This is a genomic window from Candidatus Nitrotoga sp. M5 (assembly GCF_927904885.1).
Classification (GTDB): domain Bacteria; phylum Pseudomonadota; class Gammaproteobacteria; order Burkholderiales; family Gallionellaceae; genus Nitrotoga.
Window position 1 is genome coordinate 1 of sequence record NZ_CAKMNW010000029.1, and the last position, 21198, is coordinate 21198.

Below are 21198 nucleotides of genomic sequence, written 5' to 3' on the forward strand. Positions count from 1 at the left end.
GCTGCTTGCGTAGCCTGATCTGAACGACAGAATCGAATAATTCAGTGTCGACTAAGTATAAAACGAATATTAGGCAATTGATATTTCATGATTTTGTAATGATCTAATGTGGTTTCTGTCATCTATTAGCCGGAAAAGAAAAGAGGGTAAAATCAAGGCAAAATACCACATAGTTAATTCTTTTTAGCACGGTATTTGATCCTATGTGGAGACATTTTCTTTCATGTGGTGGAGCAGTTAGTAACTGATACGACTTGGGCCTTTGATTCTCTGGATAAACTTCTATTTGGCTGTTCTAGTACGAAATAATCGGTGATTTACTTATGGTCGTCTCTGAGATTTGCATTTATCTCATTCCCGTGTTGACTGAAATTTAGAACTTGAAATCAGTTGACGAATCAGTTGCTACTGGATTCCCGTCTTCGTAGGGATGACGATATTTAGAAACGCCCTTATATTGCAATTGGATTAAGCGGTACTCAATTTTAGATATCCAGCTTTCATTTTTGCCTCCGGCAACGAAGGCACAATTTAGCCCTTAGAGATACAAAAATGTACTTTTTGCTGATGAAGTATCGGTGACGGAGGGCCTCATATTCTGAGGAACGTAGATTCTGATCGGTAATGAAAGTTGAATAAAACATCTCGTTGACTGAACGATTTTTGCTTCAACTTTGCGATCTCATCGGAAAGTTTTTGATAAGCTGAGAGAGGTTCTTCTATGGTGTGTCTGGAGGTAGAAGCAAAAAATAGCGGCGTTGCATTTTGTATAACGAGTTATAACATTTTCCCCATCAATTTCAGCTTCTTCCCTTGCTAAAAAGGCTTAACTTAGAGGCATTCAGCTTCAACCCCAGTAGTCGTTTAGTCTGAAATTTTGTTAAGCCTTGTAGCACCTATGTTTAATGTTTCATTAAAAATGGGTCACTGAAAATATTTTTTGAAGCAACTCCGGCCAGAAAAACTTTTTTCTTCAACAAATTAACCATCTCGGGCGCACCACAGAAATAGGTGTGTAGTGTTTTCTTATCCAGAGGCTCCATAATATGCATAACGAATTGATCCAGTGGACCTGTATGAAATCCCTCCTTGTCATGCTTCATATTTAAAACACAAGGGGTATATGTCAGATTTTTATGTAGTTTCGCTAGCTCTTTCAGCATATCTACATGATATAAATCATGTTCGGATAAAGCACCATGCAGAATACGAATATCACCTGTATGGCCTTGTGCCAGTGCATCCAGAACAACACCTTCAAGCGGAGCAAGTCCAGTCCCTGTTCCAGCCAGTAATATTGGGAAAGATTTGTCGCCATCGGCCGCTACATAAAAACATTCTCCCGCTGGGCCGCGAATGTGAACTTGGTCGCCTTCTTTTGCTGTGTCGCAAGCCCATACACTCATAGTGCCGTTATCTATTCTTCGAATATGCAGCTCTAAAAATCCGTCTTGCTCAGACAGGTTGGCGACGGAATAGCTGCGAATAACAGAACCGCTCTCGTTCAGGAGATTGATATATTGCCCTGCACGGCAGGGAAAGTCAGCTGATGGCTTGAGACGCAGGGCAATAACATTATGACAAAGTTGCTCTTTACCAATAATTTCTGCCGGAATAGTGGTATCCGCCAAAGAGGGCAGTGAAACTTTAAGGTCTTCATTTGGGATACATTGACAAGCCAAAAAGAAGTTTTGTGCCTTAAGCGTGTCTTTCAGTCCAATTTGTGCCTTGCTTCCCGGGTTGCCGTCATGAGCCTGCATCAGGCAACTCTGGCAGGCTCCTGCCTTACAAGAGCTCGGCATATCCTGCCCATGGCGTAGCAAGCCATCAAGAATAGTTTCGCCATCTTGAAGTTCATGCTTACACCCTTGATAAGAAATATTAACTGCCATGAATTAAATGCAACCTTAACGATTTAGCACATCATTACGCGCACCATTTGCAATGGCGGCAACTTCAGCAATATCTGCATCGGCAGCTCCAAGTTCTTTCAATGTGCTGCCCAAATGTTCAATCACGGCATCGACATGCGAATCGTCCAAACCTCTTGCAACAAGAGGTTTGTGCGCTTCGCGCATATTCTTACCTGTGTAATTATTAGGGCCGCCAAAAACCATGGTCAAAAATGCCTTTTGTTTGGCGATTTGTCCGTCCATATCTGTCCCATCAAAGAAACCGCTTACCTTATCGTCAGCCAGCATCTTACGATAAAAAATATCTACTGCTGCATCTACGGCAGGCTGTCCACCTAATCGTTCATAAAGTGTAGTCATTTGTTTCTCCTTGATGTTTGATTTGTAATTCCTCTAGCTGCTTGCCTGACTTAACGGAAATTGGCAGCAAATTTAGCTGAGTGATGACTCTTTCGCCCATTTGTTTGCAAAGGAACAATTATTGTTTATCAAAATAGTAATAATCTACTCTCACACAACTAAATTTTAGCTTTAATTTTTAAGTCAAACGAGTAGCTAGATGGTAACTCAGATTACTCAGTTTTAGTATGCGGCAAATTGTCGCACTACGTAATTATGGGTTGATTTATGTGACTTCTACAAGTGGCGGTTTTGCGAGCAGTCGCTCACCCCAATTCGACACAGTATTGCGTTAGACGCCAAGGTTATGTTGTCTAACGTAAGGATGTGAGCTGGAACATTATTCAGCTTTCACGTATTGTTGAAAGCGAGCAGTCAGGAACGGCAGACCTTGAATGTCTGAATATCCGTTTAGCACTGTGTTGATTTTAGAGATACGTTCGGTGGTCGAAGGATGGGTCGTAAAAAATCGAGATTTGGCATGACCCTCTTCTTTGGCTAAGGTTTGAAGGTAATCCTTTAACCCTTGAGGGTGATACCCCGCCCGGTACGCATAGTCCAGGCCAACCACGTCAGCCTCGAACTCTTTGCCTTTATCCAGGCCTTTGGTAAACAGCAAATCAGTCATTTGCTCGATAGCGTTGGAAAACATTTTGGGATCTTGTTTCATGGCTGCCAGTGAGAGTTCAGATACGCTGCCCAATACTGCCCCGCGTCGGATGGTGTCCAACATGTGCCGCTTAGTGACATGTGCGATTTCATGCGCTAATACTCCACCCAATTCGGCTTCATTTTTCAACGCTTTCAGGAGACCGACAGTGATGAAGATATAACCACCGGGCGCAGCAAAGGCGTTTTGTTCCTGGCTGTTTAAGATCGCGAAATGAAAGTTGAGGTTTGGCCGGTCAGACACCTCGACAATGGTTTTTCCGACTAGATTGATATAGCGGTTCCAGTCCTTATTAGAATACTCACCACCAAAGCGACTAAAGGCTTCCACGGCCACAGCTTCTCCTAACACGATTTCTTCTTCTTCACCAATGGGCTGAAGGGCCTCTACTACGCCGACCCCCTTTTTGACGAGATCTATTTCGCTCTTTTTTACGCCAAAAAGTCCACCGATACCGTCAAGAAGACCAGGTTGTTCTTCTGCGACTTTCTCTTGAGCAGGTCGATCCACGTTTTGTTTTGGTGCAGGTTGCAATAAACTGTCTAAAAATCCACTCATGGCGGTGGCGGGGAAGCACATACACACGAGAGTGAAACTACCTAGTACCATAATTCGTTTCATTGGGCATCTCCCGAAAATTCGCCTAAGTGGCCTGATTTCTTAAACTCCATGAGGTCATCAGTTGTCAAGGTAAAGGCTCCCATGCGATCCACAGCGTCACGGTGTTCCTGGCCAATTTTTTTGTCATTTGCATATTGTGCGGTGGTCTCTTTAAGGCCGCGAATACTTCCCCCGGCTCGGGATTCACGGGCAGCAATGGTATTCCGCCCAATGAGGCTTGAAAGGCCTGGACCACTATCTGAAGAGGGCTCTTTGTCTGATAGCCTAAATTTAAATACCCATCCATTTTTTCCTTTTTTCGTTTTGACCTTGAACACTCGGCCTGTTTTACTGAGTACGGTGACGGCATCACCAAGACTGAGTGTCTCAACTAATGCGGATGAAGAAGATTTCTCGGCCGTAACCTTCACGCCATCTTGTTTGGCGTACCATGTTTCTGCCCAAGAAGTTGAGGGCAGGACAATGATGCTAAACAACATGATGATCACGGTAAACAGCAAGTGAATAATGAACGAGTCTCCAATATGCTTCTGTTTTTTCTGATGATTGAAAGGTGTCATTGATAATCTCCGATTAAACTGAATCCAGCCCAATAGGATGGGTGAGGGAAATCCTTTTTGACGAGGAGTTGCGCTTGACGCAAACTTTTGGCCTTATTGGTTGTGACGTAATTGCGGTAAAAATGTTTCATGAGTACAGAAGTTGAAAGGTCATCCACACGCCACAAGGCGGATACCAGGGCATGCGTGCCGGCGTAAATAAATGCGCGGTTAAGACCGATGAGTTCTCCGGCTTCTAATTTACCAAGGCCCGTTTGGCATGCGCTTAAAGTAACCAAATCTGCGTTGATTTCCAACCCGAAAATTTCTTGAACGGTCAGCTGCCGGTTTTCCGGATTTTTTGAGGCCAGCCAGAGTGAGGACAACAGTGGGTTACCCTCATCGAATTCTCCGTGAGCCGCTAAGTGGATGATGCCATATTTGGAGATATTCTTCACTACCCATTCTTTGGTGGCATTTGTGCCGGTCAGAATGTCCATATTAGGATAATTCCATTTGATACTATTGGCCTCTAATTCGGCCAGTGGAAGGTCGTAATTGAAATTTCCTAAATCCGGATTTCCGATCGCGAGGACTTTGTCATTTTTGATTGCTTTACGTTTGGCGAAGGTGAATTCAAAAACAGAGGCTGATGGTGCGTAAAAGAGTGGAATTTCATCCACCAGATACGCGGGGCCATGTTTAAGCGCGGCGAAGGAAAGAAAGTGGAGAGGTCCATCCGGAACAATTCCCAAATACTCCAGATTTTTAATTTCCGACGCAACTGGCTGGATCAGAGATGCATAGAGTTGTTGCAGCTCATCCTCCACCGGTTCCAGTTGTTGAACAAGTTGCCGATAGCGGGTCACTAATCGAGTAAGCTCTTCCTCCTTGGTCGAGATGGTGTGAAAGACTGTGCGTTCGTTGGTGATAAGCCACAAGTAGAGTTTTTCTTTCGTCATGAAGTAGGTAACTAAGCCCACTCGAGGCGCCAAAAGTTGTTGGACCCCTTTCAAATTTAACGGATCCACCGAGACAAAACTGCTGAGGCCGGGATTTTGCTGCTTCACCTCCAAAATCGCTTCATCATATCGAATTTTCGTGTTTCGATATCGTTCCTGGAGGTCGGCAGGGGGGGCTTCATACGACCCCAATTCTGACTTGAGCGAATTCACCGTGGACGCCAGCATGTTGATTTTATTCCAGGTTTCCTGATCTCCTTCTTTTGTGAACGAGAGTTTTTGATTGCCCAGCAGATCAATGAAGCTGCGGGACCGTGAACGCTCTAAGAAATTAAAAGCATCATCGGTCCTGTTCATGGTGATCAGCAGGGTGATGATGTCTCGATACAGATCCAATTTGTTGTTCTGGAAACTGTTTCGGAGCTCATCGATCTTCAGTGCCGCCCGCATGCTTTCTACCACCTCGACACCTTTGGTAAACCAGGTCAAAGCATCAGAGATCTTCCCCTGTTCTTGCAAAATCGTAGCCTTGCCCGATGCCGCACGCCATTCCACTTCCTTAATGCCGTATCGCTTTGATAACTCATACGCTCGTTCGTAATAGCCAAGTGCCTGGTCGGGACGCGCAAGCGCCTTGTTCACATTGCCCAGTTCTAATAATGCTTTTACCCAATTAATGACATTGTGAATGTCAGCGCTGATTTTTTCTGCTTTAAGGAAATGGCCTTCGGCTTCTTCCAATCGGTTCAAGGCCTGTAAAGAGATACCGATATTGCGATGGTCGTAGCCTAAGCCCCATTGGCTTTTAAGGGACTCATCAAGGGTTTTTGCCTGGTGGAAATAATCCAGCGCAGTAACGTGTTCACCTCGTTGCCGGTAGATCAAACCAAGATTGTTCAGTGAAGAGGCCAGCTCAGTTTGGATATTTGAAGACCGACTCAGCGTGACTGCGTCTTGCAAATGGAGCAATCCCTTGTCGGTGTCATTGAGTGTCCAGTACATTAACCCGCGCGTATTTTCCACCATGATACGCAATTGTGAGTCATTCGCCCGTTCTGCTTTTTTATCGGCCTGAATTAATAATTGGAAGGCCGTTTGATAGTTCCCCTGGAACCAAGCTACATTGGCAAGGTAGAGATCACCAGTTGCCAGAAGCATGGGGTCATCTAATTCTTTCGCAATAGCGAGGGCCTGGTTATAGTATTTAGCGGCCTGGTCGAACAGGCCGACTTTTTCAAAAGTTAATCCCACTTCATACAGTACTTCAGCCTCTCCCTTAGGATCTTCTTGCTCCTGGTGCAGCTTCAAGGCAGCCAGGAAATTTTCCCGGGCTTTCTCATATCGACCCAATCGAAGGTAATAGATACGACCGATTCGCCGATATTGAAATGCCGTGTGCCCCATTTCCCCGATTTCCTGATACAGAGAAAAGGACTGGTTAAATTGTTCCAAGGCATCCGTATAGGCTCCCATGTTTTCACGCACGATTCCCAATGTGGCCAAGCCTTCCGCCAGACGATCAAGCTCTTCGCCTTGCTCCCAAATCTGGTTCGCATGTTCGATATGCTTCACGGCAATGTCAAAATGTTCAAGGCGGGAATGAAGGATGCCTAAACGATATTCTGCCTCGGCCCTCTCGCTGACAGAGGTCTCTGGTGTAAGTGAATCTAGAAGTTTTTGTTGAAAGAAAATACCCTTTTCGTAATTTTTTACTTCGAAAGCAGTTTCCACGGCCAAGGTGTTGAGTTCCTTGTAGTCCTTCCGCTTTTGAGCATGCTCAATGAGTGCGAGGGCATGTTCGATGTGCACGAGGGAGGTGGAAAAATCCTTGGTAGTAAATGCATGAATAGCGTCTGCCACTTCCTGGTCGTAAATGGAGGCCGCATATTCTTGCCGCTCGTCGGGATCCATACCTGCAAATCCGTAGTGGCGGAAAGGATGTTTTGTCGTGTCCTCTCCCCATATATCCTTCGACGCGGCCACCACGGCTTCATCGGGAGGAAGGTTTTTGAGATGCGATAAATATTGGTTCAGAAACTGAGTAGAAGTTTTAAGATCAACTGCGGTTCGGCTCATGATGACATGGGGAAACCCAGCGCGAAGCAGAGAAGATATCAGCGTCTTTGGGGAAGGAGACGAGGCCGAGACGCCCCCGAACAACAGGATAGAATGATGCTGATTGCCGGCAAAATCGAGCACTGAGACAAATTCTCGAACAGCCTTATCTTGCTGAACTTCAAAGGCGAACGTATTCGAGGGTTTAAGAAATGCCGCAATGTTGGTGTTGGCTGCTAGTGGACGATCATGAGCTTCAACCCCACTAAATTGTTGGAGTACGAATGGAATTTCTCCCGCAGACGAAGGCGTGGAAGGGTGAAAATTTCTTGGCGTAGTGATATGTGAAAAAAAGAGGCTGCGCTGATGGTATCCATTCAGAAAATCATAAAAATTGCTGACCCATGTGAGCGGTTTTTTATCGAGTGCCAGCGAGATGAGAGACGGATCCATGTCCTGAGGTATCGCAAGATAGGCAGAGGCCGATTGGTCAAGCCGCCGGTGAAATTCTTTATCCCCGGTTACACTGTTCTCTGTTACCACCAGAGGGCTGTAATGGAGCGTCTCCCCGTTATGAATAAAGCCATGATAGCCTTGCATTCCTTGGACAATTTTCACATAGGGGTGTTGAGCGTTGATTCCTGACGATAAAAGCTCTTTTGTTTGAGGATATGCCCAGAAGGACGAGGTGGCCCATGGATATTCTTCAAACAAGGCATAAAGCACGTCTTGGAGAGCAGCAGCCTGTTCCGCAATGACAGTGGTATCACCCTGACCCCTGGCTTGTCGGAGTTTTCCAAGTAGAGATTTTAATTCGGGTTCATAACTTCCCAAGCCTTTGAGAAAAAAATCTTCTCCGAGCGCTTCATAGATGGCGCTGGTCATTTGTCGAATGTTCAATTGCTCGGCCACAGTAAAGGCGTCGTCTGGCCGACCATCAGTGATCAATTGGTCGACCGAGAGCTGAGTCAGACGTTCGTACGCCGGCCAAGTGTTGGCCTGTACTGTTCGGGGATCGGTTTGTGCGGGAAAACGAAGGACGGTCTCAACGGACTTTGTTAAGAATTCTCTCCGCGTGAGAGGGGCGGTGGCATCTTCTGCCTGAGCTAAATACCATAACCAGCTATTGGGTGATTGATGCTTTTCCACCAAATTGATGAGATCTTCCTGGATACGGCGAGAGATCTCGGGCTGGTCTGTTGTTCGTGCCAATTCTGCCTGATTTAACTTTACCAGAAATTGAGCGGAGAGTCGTTCACTGCTGGAGAATATATCTGGATTCTGCAGGAGAGATTCGGCTTTCTGATAATACGACCACGGAAGAGTCCTGGAAGTAAATTGCTCATGCATGCGTTGGACGGCTTCAGCTGGCTTGAGCTGCTTGTCTAGCGAGGGTTCGGGAAGAAGTGAGAGGAGCAAGGCTGTGTTGGTCAGCGTGAAAAACAGATTGCGATTTTCATAGTTCCGCTGTTGGAGTTCCTGAATGCCGGAGGTTATCTCGTCCACCAAACTCTGTTCAGGTGTGTAGCCTTGCAGGATACTTTCTACCGCCAGTTGAGAAAGGTTATAAATGTTGACGCCGGTCCCGAAAGTCATGTTCAACGCCCGAGTGATATCCAAAGATTGACGAAAGGATTTCATGGCCTGCTCAGGCTCATGTAATTTGTGCGAAAGAACTCCCAGATGATTGAGAACAATTGCTTTTTCAGTCATTGTTGCAGCATCTTGGTTCTTCGGAGAAGATTTATTGAGAAACGCAAGTTTTTTTCGATAATAATCTCGAGCAGGTCCGGCTTCGTCTAATTGTTCATAAGTGCTTGCGATGTAGCTGAACATGAGCTTTTTTTCGCCCATCAGGTCGAACCCACTGGCGGCTTGAGATTCGCCTTCACCTAGAGCCACGCTGACATTGAACAGGCCTGGACCCTTTGAAAGTGATTTTCCACCATCAGCAGTGAGATGATCTAAACTGGTAAAGTAACTGCCCAATGCCTGCTTGAGTTGCTCTCGTCCACCAGTGTCGCTGGCACGGCTCAGGTTAAACAGGTTGACCCCGATATTTCTCTGGAGAAGGGTGACGTTTTGTTCCTGCCCTAGCTCACGGTTGAGATCCAAAGCTTGAGTAAATGCTTCAATAGCTTTGGCATATTGACCGATGTCCTGGTGGGATAATCCGATGCGTTCTAATATTTCGGCTTTAAGGCTTGGCTGTTCGAGAGGAACATCCCGCAAGGCCAATTGATATTGCACCAGCGATTCCTCAGTGCGCCCGGATTGAAAACAGGCCTTTCCATAATTTTTGCGATAAAGCATTTCAGTGATGCTATCGCCGGTCGGAACAAATTGAATTTCGCGCTGCCGGTAATGGCGATAGGCTTCGCGGGCATTCGAGAGCGCCAGATAAGTGTTACCCAAATTCAAGAGCAGTTGTGATTCCACGTCCGGGAAGCGGCTGGCGTCGTTGATCTCCAGCGCAATGCGATACTCCTGCTCGGCTTTCTCAAGGTAGCCTTTGTTACCGGAGGCGCGTTCAGTTTGCTCGTATGCCCACCCTAGGGTTTGATGAACATACCCCATGGCGGGATCTTTTTGCATGGCGCGTTGGAGCAGGTTTATTACCAGAGGGAGATTCGGCGGTTCGGAATAAGATAACGCCAAAGCCTGGCCATATTGATACGCTGCATGCTCAGGATGCGCTTTGACTAAGTTGTTATACCAGGCTTGAACCTCTTGGGTTTCCTTGAGCATTGTTTTGGTTTCGATATAAGCCCGGTGGGCTTCCACGGATTCTGGATATTGATCGGTGAGTTGTTTAAGTGATTTTGCGGCTATGCGAGTCTCTCCGACCTTTCGGTCTTTGAGTGCTTTTTTTACCAGTTGTAAAATGAGAAGGTTTTTGGTTTTTTCGAGTTCGGTCTGATCTTCTCCTGTGAATTGGCTCAAGGCGGTATAGGTATCCGCCGCTTCCTGATATCGTTCCGATCTCGAAAGTATCTCGGCTTTTTTTCGATAGGCCTGGATGATGAGTTGGTTGGGAAGTTCAGGAGCCGAGACGATAAAATTCAGGGTTTCCAGAGCAGATAATTGTTCTCCCTGATCGTAATGGAGGTCGGCGATAGTAAGTCGAGTGGTGGCGATTAGCACGGGAAGATCGGGATGCTGGGATATCAACGTGTTTAATGCCGTCATGTTATCTTGAGAGGTCTCTCCTTGTTGGCTGAGAAAAATGACCTTTTGAATAGCACGTTTCCCCCAAGAGGATCGCTCGCCAAATATGTGAAGAACATCCACGAATACTCTAATTACGCTAGGGGCGTCTCCCAGAATCCGGTAGGCCTCGCCTCTGGTAAAGAGGCCTTTGGCTCGAATCTCCTTATTTGGCAGGTCTTCGACTTTGGTCAGGTAATCTAACGCCGTGAGAGGATCTTCCGCGAAGAGGTAAAGTCGTCCGGCCTCAATCAGGGCTTGACCATATACCTCATCCATGTCTCGGTACTTTTGCCCAATGGCCATAAGTTCAGACGCCCCTGTGGAAACTAACCGGCGTCTCGCTGCGGAGCTAACGCCCTTGGCCTGCTCCTGGATATTCAAGACAATAGTGTGAATTTTGGCTAATGCCCCGACCTGGCCTGATTGGTTGGTATAAGGCTGCAACGACTGGCGAGCTGCAAGAAAATTTCCTTCCTGTGTCTGCGCCTCGGCGAGGGAAAAATCGAATTCTGCTCGTGCATCAGGAGGCTGTTTGGCTAACAGATTGTGAGAAATGTTGGTCAGGACTAAGAGCGCCATATCTAACTGGCCATGATCCTGATGCGAGGCTGCCAATGCTTTGGCATGATCGAGGTCAGAATAGTCTTTGAGAAACGCGGGGATAGCGATTCGAAATATATCGCCGGCTTTTAAATCTGAGTAATACAGGAAATCCCCTGAAACGGCTGGGTAAAGATGAAATTGGTGCGCTGGAGTGATCCGATAGAGGCCTTGGAGTTGATCGGACTTTGAGTCCCGATATTTCATCCAAATGGACGATTCATCATCAGTATCGACCAGCCTATCCCCGTTGGTATCCTGTTCATATCGGGTAAAAAAGTGCGGGCGCTTATTGTTGATCTCAGCTGGATTGCGGTCCAACGCCGGCCAGAGATCCAACACATTTCCATCTTTTCCGAGCAGGGTTGAGCTGTTGTCCAGAAGATTCAACAGAGTCAGATGTGTGCCATTAGAATACAGAAGCAGCCCCTGGCCATTTACAGAAAAGCTGGTGGCTTGAGGCACGATCATTTTTTCTGTCTGGTTTGAAAAAGATTTCCGGTAGATTGCTGACGAGCCTTGAAGCGGATCGCGTTTGAGGTAATAGAATCCACTTTCTTCTTGATCCCACTGAGGAAAGCCATCTCCACTGCTTAAACCCGTTAATCGTTCTTCTTTAAGGGTAATAAGGTCCAGAAGATAAACGTCGCCGCGTGGATCTGATTGATGCGACACATATAAAAGTCGAGTGCCGTCTCGGTTCAAAGCGGGTTCTTGGTCACTGGCTGGATGCGTGGTCAGCTGACGCGGAAGCGCGAGGGCGGACCTTCCAAGTGATTGGATCCAAATATCCGCGTTCCCGGATCGCATAGAGACAAAGGCCATGGTCAGTCCATCCGCAGAGACTGTTGGTTGGTAGTCTAAAGCAGGATGCGTGGTCAGCCGTTGCGGTTGCGATCCAAATGCTTGTGTGGCACCAAGAAAAGATACAGTAAGAAAGATTAAGTGGATGCAACGATTCACGGTCAGTGAAATGATCGGCCTTGAGAACAAGGTTAAGTATTCCCTGTAAGCAATTTTAAACACCCCCCGCCCTTGGAATGAAGGACAAGTGTTGAAGGGGGCGTCTAAGGCCTGACCATGCGAGGTTTTCATTTTTGCGCCTCTTTTTTAATCCATTTGCCGTTGTCCAGTTGAATGCGTTCTCCGTTGAGGGCTTTGTCACGGTTAAGAGCGGCAAACATTTTGTGGACACGTGGCGCATCAGTAGATGAGAGGGTTTCATTCGTCTCAATTATCCGACTCATGATGATGAAGCGATCCTCATTTTCTTCCTTAATAAGGTTATCGACAAACGCTCGATCAGATAGTTCGACTTTTTCCGGCTCCAAGAGGGTGATGCCACCTTCATTATTTTCTCCGATCGTTCCCAGAGATTTATAGCGACTGAGGTCATCCTTGTTAAATGAGACGCGCTGGAGAGCTCGCACAACGTTTTTTTTCCCTGGGGGGAGTTCCTGAGTTTGTTTTAATTTGCCCTCCGGGTCGATGTAGCGAACGGACGCGAGGAGCATGACTTGCTGATTGAGTTCTTGATACGTGCCGAGCACCTGGTTTTCCAATGCCGTGCGTTCATCAATCACGGTAACGCCCACCAAAGGTCCGCCACAGCCAGCGAGTAATACGATAAAAAGGAGCGAAATGATCCGGTTCTTCGGACCGACTCCAAATGTGTGCATCAGCGTATGGGATGATATTGGGAGATGGAACATGAGAAGTCGGCTCCTTAATATAGGTTATGGAGAGTTTTTATTGAATCGTGCTATTTGCCAATACATACTCAGCCAAACGATCTGCCGCATCGCCCTGAATATTTGGGAAGGCTTTCATTCTCATGCTTCCTGACTGTACCTTTTTAATTATCGCGTCTTTATTTGTCATTCTTGCACTGATGACAATCGCAACATCAGCATTTACTGGCGTATGACACTCCGTACAAGCGGTAGAGAATATTTGTTCACCACTAGCATCTGCTGCAGGTGTGTAATCACTCGTATGCCCGCAACCAACCAACATGGCCAATGCAGAAACGCCGAATAATAGATTCAATTTTTTCATCTTAAGAGCTCCAATTTATAATTCTAAAAACAATGCTACCTCTGAGGGTAGAGCATTGTCTAATCTTGTCAAATCTAAATAAAGTATTATTAATTACCGTCAACATGTTTTTCCTAAAGCTTTTCGGTTTAGCTCAGGGTGGATGCTACCAAGAATCCGGATCCAGCTCGATTAGGTCACAGTTCTGCGAGATGCTTCGTGGGGCTTAGCATGATATTAGGTATTCTCTATTGCATTAACCACATAATTAAGCGGTTAGTCAAATGCTTGTCTGTAAATATGTCGCAATACCGGTTACTGTTAGGCACTATGTCAACATATAATTTTCGCGGGTGTAAATGACGCGTGCCTCCGTTGGATAGTTTGAGCTCATGCATCTTAAATATGATGTAAGCGCTTTTTTTATGGCTCATTGAGTTGAATGGTGCGTGCTAAATCAAAAAATTCGTGGTGAGCTACAACTTTATGCTGTCGTAACTCTCAAAGTTTCAGTAAGTTTTTTGATTCTTGGTCAACAATTAACTATTGGTTGGCATGCAGCAGCCTTGGCGGCCAGGGTTGAAGCTATCTGCTATATCCAAGGGAGATCGTTGGATAGCGATGACGGAACAGTTAGTGCGAATGAATCGGTGGCACGCTGACCTAAAGGTGGTCGTGAGAGTGCCGACCATATCGTCGACTGTGTGGAATAGTCTACGTTCGCACATGCTGCAGTGGTGGCAGATTTGTGAGATTAAAGCGAAGTGGGCACGGCGATGTAAGGGCAACGATTTGTACCTGAGTCAATTCAGGCGATAATGTAGGACTCATTGTTTTCAGTTCTAATTTTTAGGCCCGCAGTTGTTGTTACAATAAAATAGAGATATCAAAGTATATCAATGGGCGTCAAGTCCATATAGAACAAAAGGATAGTTGTAATATGAAGCTTATGCTTAGCAATGATGATGGTTATTTTTCGCCTGGCCTGGCTTGCCTTGCGGAAACGTTGTCTACCATTGCCGAAATAATAGTGGTTGCTCCAGAGCGCGATCGCAGCGGTGCAAGTAATTCTCTGACGCTAGATCGCCCGCTCAATTTACGTCGTGCAGCCAACGGATTTTATTATGTAAATGGTACACCAACCGACTGCGTGCATCTGGCTGTTACCGGCATGCTGGATACCCAGCCGGATATGGTTATCTCCGGCATTAATGCAGGTGCCAACATGGGTGACGACACAATTTATTCAGGCACGGTGGCAGCTGCGACAGAAGGTTTTTTGCTGGGTATTCCTGCCATTGCCGTATCGTTGGTGGGTAGGGAGTTGGCACATTACGACACTGCGGCGCGTGTGGTGGCTGATCTAGTGCAGCAATTTAAAAAACGCACCCACTCTTTACCATGGTTGCTTAATGTGAATGTGCCAGATATTCCTTACGAACAATTACAAGGCCGCGAAGTAACCCGCCTGGGTAAGCGCCATAAGGCCGAGCCAGTTGTAAAAGGTACCAATCCGCACGGTGAAACTGTGTACTGGATTGGTGCCGCTGGCAAAGAGCAGGATGCGGGTGCGGGCACGGATTTTCATGCCATTGCTCATCGCCGGATATCGATTACGCCATTACAAATGGATCTGACGCAGTACAGCCAACTCGATGCAGTAGGAACATGGTTAGCAGGTAACGCTACATGAGTGGACGCCATAGTGGCATTGGTATGACCTCACAGCGCACACGCGGACGTTTAATTGAACGGTTGCGTGTGCGAGGGATAAAGGATGAGGTTGTACTGGCCGCAATGAATGCAGTTCCGCGCCACATATTTGTCGACGAGGCGCTGGCCAGCCGTGCTTATGATGATGTAGCGTTACCGCTTGGTTTTGGTCAGACCATTTCTCAGCCTTATATAGTGGCGCGCATGATTGAAATTCTGCGCAATGGCATAGCGTTAAACCGCGTGCTTGAAGTTGGTACCGGATGTGGTTATCAGGCAGCAGTGCTAGCGCAGGTGGCACGGGAAGTATATTCGGTGGAACGTTTGCAACCACTATATGAGCGCGCGGCAGATTTCCTGAAAGAATTGCAGGTAAGAAATGTTAATTTGCGTTACGCCGATGGCAGTATTGGTTTGCCTGCAGTCCCACCATTTGATGGCATCATTATGGCGGCAGCAGCTACGCATATACCACAGGCATTGCTAGAACAGCTGGCTGTGGGTGGTAGAATGGTACTGCCCTTGGGCGCACAGGAACAGTCCCTATGGCTAATTGAGCGTGGACCGCAGGGTTACCGCGAAACTCGGCTGGAAGCGGTTAAATTCGTGCCGCTATTGATGGGGAAAGGATGATGCTGAAAAAAATTACCTTTCGATTATTGTCCAAGGCTATTGTAGTTGTTGTTGCAGCAGCGGTAATAGCAAGCTGTTCTTCCAGCGGACCTCATGCACCTATAGTGGAACGTGGAACCATACTGAAAAAACCAGGTGTGCCTGAAACCGCACGATCCATAAAAGCTGTACCACGTGATGAAGACGGACGTCCTCAGGATTACGTAGTAAATAAAGGCGATACTTTGTATAGCATAGCTTTTAACTATGGCCTGGATTATCGTGAAATTGCCGAGCTGAATAGCCTTCAAAATGTTGGCATGATTCTAGTAGGTCAGACGCTACGATTACCCTCTGCCAGATCTTCAAAAGGGGATAACAGCACACCTATTGAAGTGCCCGTCAAGAGCCAACCTAAGGTGGCCAAGCTGATGTATACCAAGCAGGCTGTGACTCAGATTGAAAAAATACAGGATGCCCCTGAACAAACTGAATCTGTGATGGTGGCCAAGGTTCAGGCTAAACCTGAAATTAAACCCAGTGCCGGGGTTAATGGTATTGCTGATAACAATGGAAGTGCGCTGGAGTGGGGTATGCCAACGTCTGGAACAATAATAAGCAGATTTTCTGAAAGTGCCAGTCGCAAGGGAATTGATATTGCTGGTAAGCTGGGTCAACCAATAGTTGCCAGCTTAGCGGGCAAAGTCGTATATAGCGGTGAAGGCCTGCGCGGATATGGCAAGCTGCTTATCATCAAGCATAGCAAGGCTTATCTCAGCGCTTATGCTCATAACGATCGGCTGCTGGTAAAGGAAGGACAGCACATATTGAAAGGACAGAAGATCGCAGAAATGGGCAACACGGATACCGATCGGGTCAGCCTGCACTTCGAGATACGCCGCTATGGTAAGCCAGTTGATCCTGCTAATTATTTGCCACTCGAAAATCTTGAATAATACTGCTCTTGATGTAACTGATCACAGTCGCGACAGCGCGAATTTACGTTATGTCTATCCTGTAGTGTCGAGGCGGGCGGGCGGAGTATCAGTTGGCATTAATCTCAATACCAATAATGCCTGCAATTGGCGCTGTATATATTGCCAGGTGCCGGACCTCAAGCGTGGCACAGCTCCGGTGGTTGATCTGGCGCTGCTGGAACAAGAGCTGCGTGTTTTCCTTAACGAGTTGCTGCACGGTGATTTCATGCAACGACGCGTGCCGGAAGGAGCGCGCCGCATTAATGATATCGCCTTGTCCGGTAATGGTGAACCGACCAGCGCCAAAGAATTTGAGCAAGTTATAACACTCATCGGAAAGCTGAGGCAAGAACTGGCACTACCTTCTCATATCAAACTGGTTCTTATCACTAATGGCAGCCTTATGCACCGCAAAAATGTGCAACAAGGTCTGCGTAAAATGGCGCAGCTAAATGGTGAAGTGTGGTTCAAGGTTGACCGTGCCAGCAAGGCTGGCATGCAGCGAACCAACAACACCCGCACAAGTCTGATAAAGGTACGCGAGAATCTTACCACCGCCGTCGCGTTGTGCCCGGTATGGCTGCAAACCTGCTGGTTCATGCTGGATGGTGAACCGCCGAGCAAGCAGGACGAGGATGATTTCTTGAATTTTATTACTACATTGCTACATGACAACATCAAGCCTCAAGGTGTGTTGCTTTACAGTCTGGCACGCCCTGCATTACAACCTGAAGCACCGAAACTAGCCGCGTTATCGGAGCGGCAATTGGAAGCGTTCGCTATACGCATTCGGGCGCTGGGAGTAGAAACGAAGCTGGCGACATAAGTATGGGGAAGCCATCTCCGAGTACGCAATTTTCTTCGACATGTAAACCTGTATCGCTGCATATGTCGAACACATGAAGCGCAGAAATCGAAATTATTCAGCTTTTCTGGTTTTCGAGGGGGTTGGATCATCTGCAATTAACCGAATACTTAGAGAATTGCTTGCCTGCCTTTAGGTATAATCCGCGCCTCATTTATTTCTTGAACTCACCATGAGCATTTTGGCTTGGATTATTACCACCTGTATTTTAGGTGGCACATTGAGTGTAGCATGTGCAGCATTATTCGCTTTAAGCAGCCGTAAGCAGAATTTTCTTAGTGGTATGGTGAGCTATGCAATAGGTGCGCTGCTGGGAGCAGTGTTCCTGAATATTTTGCCCGAAGCAATCGAGTTAACTCCCAATGTAGCTATTTTGAGTGGCACAGTGTTATTTGGCATCCTGTTGTTCTTTATTCTGGAAAAATTGGTCCTGTGGAGGCATTGCCACCATGAACATTGCGAAGCGCACTTAGTAAGCACTGAAGAACATGGTGCTGACCAAGGACGCAGTGGCATGATGATTATCATAGGTGACACTTTTCACAACTTTGTGGATGGCATCATCATCGCAGCGGCTTTTCTTACCGACGTGCACCTTGGACTTGTCACGGCGCTGGCCATAATCGCACACGAAATTCCGCAGGAAGTAGGTGATTTCGCTATCCTGTTGCATTCGGGTTATAGCAAACTACGTGCTTTTCAATTGAATTTAATATCCAGTTTCGCCTCTGTGGCAGGCGGTATATTGGGATATTTTACCTTGCAGACCATGCAGTCGTGGATACCGACATTGTTGGCGCTAGCAGCTGCAAGCATGATTTATGTTGCGGTGGCTGATCTCATACCTGGATTGCACAAGCGTGTGCAATTGCGCGATACCATGCAGCAAGTAGTGCTGATTGTATCGGGCGTAGGAACTGTGTGGTTGATGAGCGTGTTAATGGTAGAGTGAAAACGGCCTTTCCTGCATGACCAGATAATACTCTTTGCGCGATTGTTGAATGGGCAGCCAAACTAAAGCTGGCCGCAAAAAAAATATTTTAATTCAATATATAAAGTTAAAACATGAACATACAGAACACAGCGCCACGAGTCGGCTTTGTATCTCTCGGTTGCCCTAAGGCGACGGTGGATTCCGAACATATCCTTACTCGCTTGCGTGCTGAGGGTTACATTATTTCTCCTAACTACACAGATTCCGATTTGGTGGTCGTTAACACTTGCGGCTTCATCGACAGTGCGGTGGAAGAATCGCTTGAAGCGATCGGCGAGGCGCTAGCCGAAAATGGGAGGGTTGTTGTTACTGGTTGCTTGGGTGCCAAGGGCAATGTGGTGAAAGAAACACATCCAAAAGTATTGGCAGTCACAGGTCCGCATGCAACAGATGAAGTGATGGAAGCCATACATGTCCATTTACCCAAGCTGCATGATCCATACAGCGATCTGGTCCCGCCGCAAGGCATACGGCTGACACCCAAGCATTATGCTTATGTGAAAATTTCAGAGGGCTGCAACCATCGCTGTACCTTTTGCATCATCCCCAGCATGCGCGGTGATCTGGTGAGCCGACCAGTGGGTGATGTTATGCAGGAAGCACAGAACTTGGTGAACGCAGGAGTGAAAGAACTGCTGGTGATCTCGCAAGACACAAGTGCCTATGGAGTGGATGTAAAGTACCGCACGGGATTCTGGGGTGGGCGACCGATAAAGACGCGTATGACCGAGCTAGTGCAATCGATGGGTGAGTTGGGCGTATGGGTTCGATTGCATTACGTTTATCCTTATCCACATGTAGATGAAGTCATCCCACTGATGGCACAGGGAAAAATACTCCCTTATCTGGATATTCCTTTTCAGCACGCCAATGCGCGCATTCTTAAATTAATGAAACGTCCCGCCAGCAGTGAAAACGTGTTAACGCGCATTCAGCAATGGCGTAAAATCTGTCCGGACATTACCTTACGTAGTACTTTTATTGTTGGATTTCCCGGTGAAACAGAAGAAGAATTTGAAGAGCTGCTCGACTTTCTCGAAATGGCTCAGCTTGATCGTGTTGGGGCATTTATGTATTCCCCTGTGGAAGGTGCAGTTGCCAATAATTTGCCGGATCACATCCCACTTGAAGTCCAGCAAGAACGCTTGGGCCGTTTAATGCAATTACAGGAAGAGATCAGTGGCGAACGCCTTGCATGTAAAGTAGGTAAGGTCATGCAGGTGTTGGTAGATGAAGTAGACGAGGAGGGCGCAATTGCACGAAGTTCAGCTGATGCACCTGAAATAGATGGTCTGGTTTACATTAATAATGGCCAGACATTAAAAATAGGTGATTTTGTGAATGTCAAAGTTATTGATTCGGATGCACATGATCTTTGGGCAGAAATTGTTTAACCTGCCAACTACTGATTAGCTCAATCAAATTCAACCTTTAGCAGCTGTCAGGCTCAAATGGAATCAATACGCTTTACTTTTTAGTTGCTTTGCTTTAGCTTGTTCGTCATGTATCAGGCTTAGATCGAGGATCTCTTTAGCCGCTTCTAGCGGAAAGCCCTCCCGCTGCTCGGCACGCGAATGTAACATCAAATCAATGAAATATTGATTAATTTCCGACAATCCCCATAGCTCCATAATTTTTTTAAAAACATGTGGAAATTTCTGTTCCAGAGTATGCGGATATTTATCTTCAGCACCATTCAATAGCTGCAACAGTTTTATATTCATACAGGCATTCCTAAAATATCAATCAGCGGCGTATTTTGATCTAATTAATTTGAAAATACAATTGATGTAGCCCGTGCTGTGATTGCGCAAGATTGCTTGGGAATCTATTTAAGCTATTTCGGATTTATCTATGCCGCTGTTAAATATCAGTCTGTGCTACATCCTGTGCAAATTAGCTAATTTTCGTGATTAAAACTGAAGAACTCCGCGTATTGACAACTAACTTTGAGAAGTTGACTCTACATCAGAGCAATGTTTTTCATGCTGATCACCATCCTTGACATGATCAACTCATCCCTGCATTCGATCTCAGTTTATTTGCTTTTAAGCATACTCTGCGTTGGAAAGGCAGCTCTCATTCAAGATCATGCCTGATCGGTCAAAGCTTACATTTGAGTTGATTGGACGCATAGGTTATAATGCGCGCCCTGCTTATTTGCAAAAACTTAAGTAGCAGGAAATTCACACACTCGTTCATGTTGGGGTGCCTGTAAAGGTCGATCTGACGAGTGGAAGACTTAACCCTTAACACATGGAGTAACTATGGCTGTAATTATGCGTCAAATGCTGGAAGCGGGCGTCCATTTCGGACATCAAACCCGTTATTGGAATCCAAAAATGGCCCCTTTCATTTATGGCCATCGCAACAAAATTCATATTATAAATCTGGAAAAAACCGTTGTTATGTATAACGACGCGTTAAAGTATGCGCGCAAGATTGCTGCCAATAAAGGCACGATATTGTTTGTTGCGACTAAACGTCAAGCGCGTGAAATTCTGAAAGAAGAGGCACTTCGTTGTAGCAGTCCTTTCGTTGATCACCGTTGGCTGGGCGGTATGCTCACTAATTTTAAAACGGTACAGCAGTCCGTTAAACGTCTGCATGAGCTGGAAGCTATAATGCAGGATAGCGCGGCCATGGAAAAAATTTCCAAGAAGGAAGGCCTGATGATGCAACGCGAGCTGGAAAAATTGGATCGCAGCCTTGGTGGCATCAAAAATATGCAGAATTTGCCCACCGCGATTTTTGTGATTGATGTTGGTTACCAAAAGGGTACCATCGTGGAAGCGCAGAAATTGAACATCCCGGTTATAGGCGTAGTAGACACTAACCATAATCCTTTAGGTGTGGATTATGTCATCCCAGGTAACGACGACTCCAGTCAAGCGATACGTTTATATGCACGCGGAATGGCCGATGCAGTACTGGAAGGACGCGAACAAGCGCTTAACGAAATCGTAGCGCAGGTTGAAGAGCAAGCGGTTTAAGCTCCTTTTCTATTAGATAAAAGGGGGCGAGAGCCCCT

At 46.5% G+C, this 21198-nt stretch carries 16 protein-coding genes; 8 read left to right on the plus strand and 8 right to left on the minus strand.

Annotation, left to right across the window (positions count from 1 at the left end; genetic code table 11):
* Positions 1-902: 902 nt before the first annotated feature.
* The 7 genes from MJ770_RS08075 to MJ770_RS08105 form a co-directional block, all read right to left on the minus strand.
* A complete protein-coding gene (locus tag MJ770_RS08075) occupies positions 903-1892 on the minus strand; it encodes an FAD-binding oxidoreductase (protein ID WP_239251102.1) in 990 nt (329 codons plus the stop codon).
* A gap of 15 nt (positions 1893-1907) precedes the next feature.
* Positions 1908-2273: a group I truncated hemoglobin gene (locus MJ770_RS08080; protein ID WP_239251103.1), complete on the minus strand. Its 366-nt coding sequence runs from the start codon at positions 2271-2273 to the stop codon at positions 1908-1910.
* 379 nt (positions 2274-2652) lie between these two features.
* Positions 2653-3603 carry a M48 family metalloprotease gene (locus MJ770_RS08085; protein WP_239251104.1) on the minus strand — a complete coding sequence of 317 codons (951 nt, stop codon included), beginning with the start codon at positions 3601-3603 and terminating at the stop codon, positions 2653-2655.
* On the minus strand, positions 3600-4163 hold the full coding sequence (locus MJ770_RS08090; protein WP_239251105.1) for an SH3 domain-containing protein: 564 nt from the start codon (positions 4161-4163) through the stop codon (positions 3600-3602). Before MJ770_RS08090 ends, MJ770_RS08085 begins: the two co-directional genes overlap by 4 nt.
* Positions 4160-12064 (minus strand): CHAT domain-containing protein, encoded by a 7905-nt coding sequence (locus tag MJ770_RS08095; protein ID WP_239251106.1) that lies wholly within the window; start codon positions 12062-12064, stop codon positions 4160-4162. Before MJ770_RS08095 ends, MJ770_RS08090 begins: the two co-directional genes overlap by 4 nt.
* On the minus strand, positions 12061-12681 hold the full coding sequence (locus tag MJ770_RS08100; protein ID WP_239251107.1) for a DUF1318 domain-containing protein: 621 nt from the start codon (positions 12679-12681) through the stop codon (positions 12061-12063). The genes MJ770_RS08095 and MJ770_RS08100 overlap by 4 nt, the downstream gene beginning before the upstream one ends.
* A gap of 37 nt (positions 12682-12718) precedes the next feature.
* Positions 12719-13027 (minus strand): c-type cytochrome, encoded by a 309-nt coding sequence (locus MJ770_RS08105; protein WP_239251108.1) that lies wholly within the window; start codon positions 13025-13027, stop codon positions 12719-12721.
* Between the two features lie 428 nt (positions 13028-13455).
* Here MJ770_RS08105 and MJ770_RS08110 point away from each other — a divergent pair, with 428 nt between their 5' ends.
* The 7 genes from MJ770_RS08110 to rimO all read left to right on the plus strand — a co-directional run bounded on the left by MJ770_RS08110 (position 13456) and on the right by rimO (position 19561).
* Positions 13456-13668: a hypothetical protein gene (locus tag MJ770_RS08110; protein ID WP_239251109.1), complete on the plus strand. Its 213-nt coding sequence runs from the start codon at positions 13456-13458 to the stop codon at positions 13666-13668.
* Between the two features lie 278 nt (positions 13669-13946).
* A complete protein-coding gene (surE, locus tag MJ770_RS08115) occupies positions 13947-14699 on the plus strand; it encodes a 5'/3'-nucleotidase SurE (protein ID WP_239251110.1) in 753 nt (250 codons plus the stop codon).
* Entirely contained in the window at positions 14696-15352 is a 657-nt protein-coding gene (locus MJ770_RS08120) for a protein-L-isoaspartate(D-aspartate) O-methyltransferase (RefSeq protein ID WP_239251111.1), read from the plus strand. Before surE ends, MJ770_RS08120 begins: the two co-directional genes overlap by 4 nt.
* Positions 15349-16287 carry a peptidoglycan DD-metalloendopeptidase family protein gene (locus tag MJ770_RS08125; protein ID WP_239251112.1) on the plus strand — a complete coding sequence of 313 codons (939 nt, stop codon included), beginning with the start codon at positions 15349-15351 and terminating at the stop codon, positions 16285-16287. The genes MJ770_RS08120 and MJ770_RS08125 overlap by 4 nt, the downstream gene beginning before the upstream one ends.
* On the plus strand, positions 16280-17134 hold the full coding sequence (locus MJ770_RS08130; RefSeq protein WP_239251113.1) for a radical SAM protein: 855 nt from the start codon (positions 16280-16282) through the stop codon (positions 17132-17134). Before MJ770_RS08125 ends, MJ770_RS08130 begins: the two co-directional genes overlap by 8 nt.
* A 211-nt stretch (positions 17135-17345) precedes the next feature.
* Positions 17346-18125: a ZIP family metal transporter gene (locus MJ770_RS08135; RefSeq protein WP_239251114.1), complete on the plus strand. Its 780-nt coding sequence runs from the start codon at positions 17346-17348 to the stop codon at positions 18123-18125.
* 113 nt (positions 18126-18238) lie between these two features.
* Entirely contained in the window at positions 18239-19561 is a 1323-nt protein-coding gene (gene rimO / locus MJ770_RS08140; RefSeq protein WP_239251115.1) for a 30S ribosomal protein S12 methylthiotransferase RimO, read from the plus strand.
* Positions 19562-19624: 63 nt separating this feature from the next.
* Here rimO and MJ770_RS08145 read toward each other — a convergent pair whose 3' ends face one another.
* Positions 19625-19891: a hypothetical protein gene (locus MJ770_RS08145; protein WP_239251116.1), complete on the minus strand. Its 267-nt coding sequence runs from the start codon at positions 19889-19891 to the stop codon at positions 19625-19627.
* 543 nt (positions 19892-20434) lie between these two features.
* Between MJ770_RS08145 and rpsB the strand changes: the two genes are divergently transcribed.
* Positions 20435-21160: a 30S ribosomal protein S2 gene (gene rpsB, locus MJ770_RS08150; RefSeq protein WP_239251117.1), complete on the plus strand. Its 726-nt coding sequence runs from the start codon at positions 20435-20437 to the stop codon at positions 21158-21160.
* Positions 21161-21198: the final 38 nt, after the last annotated feature.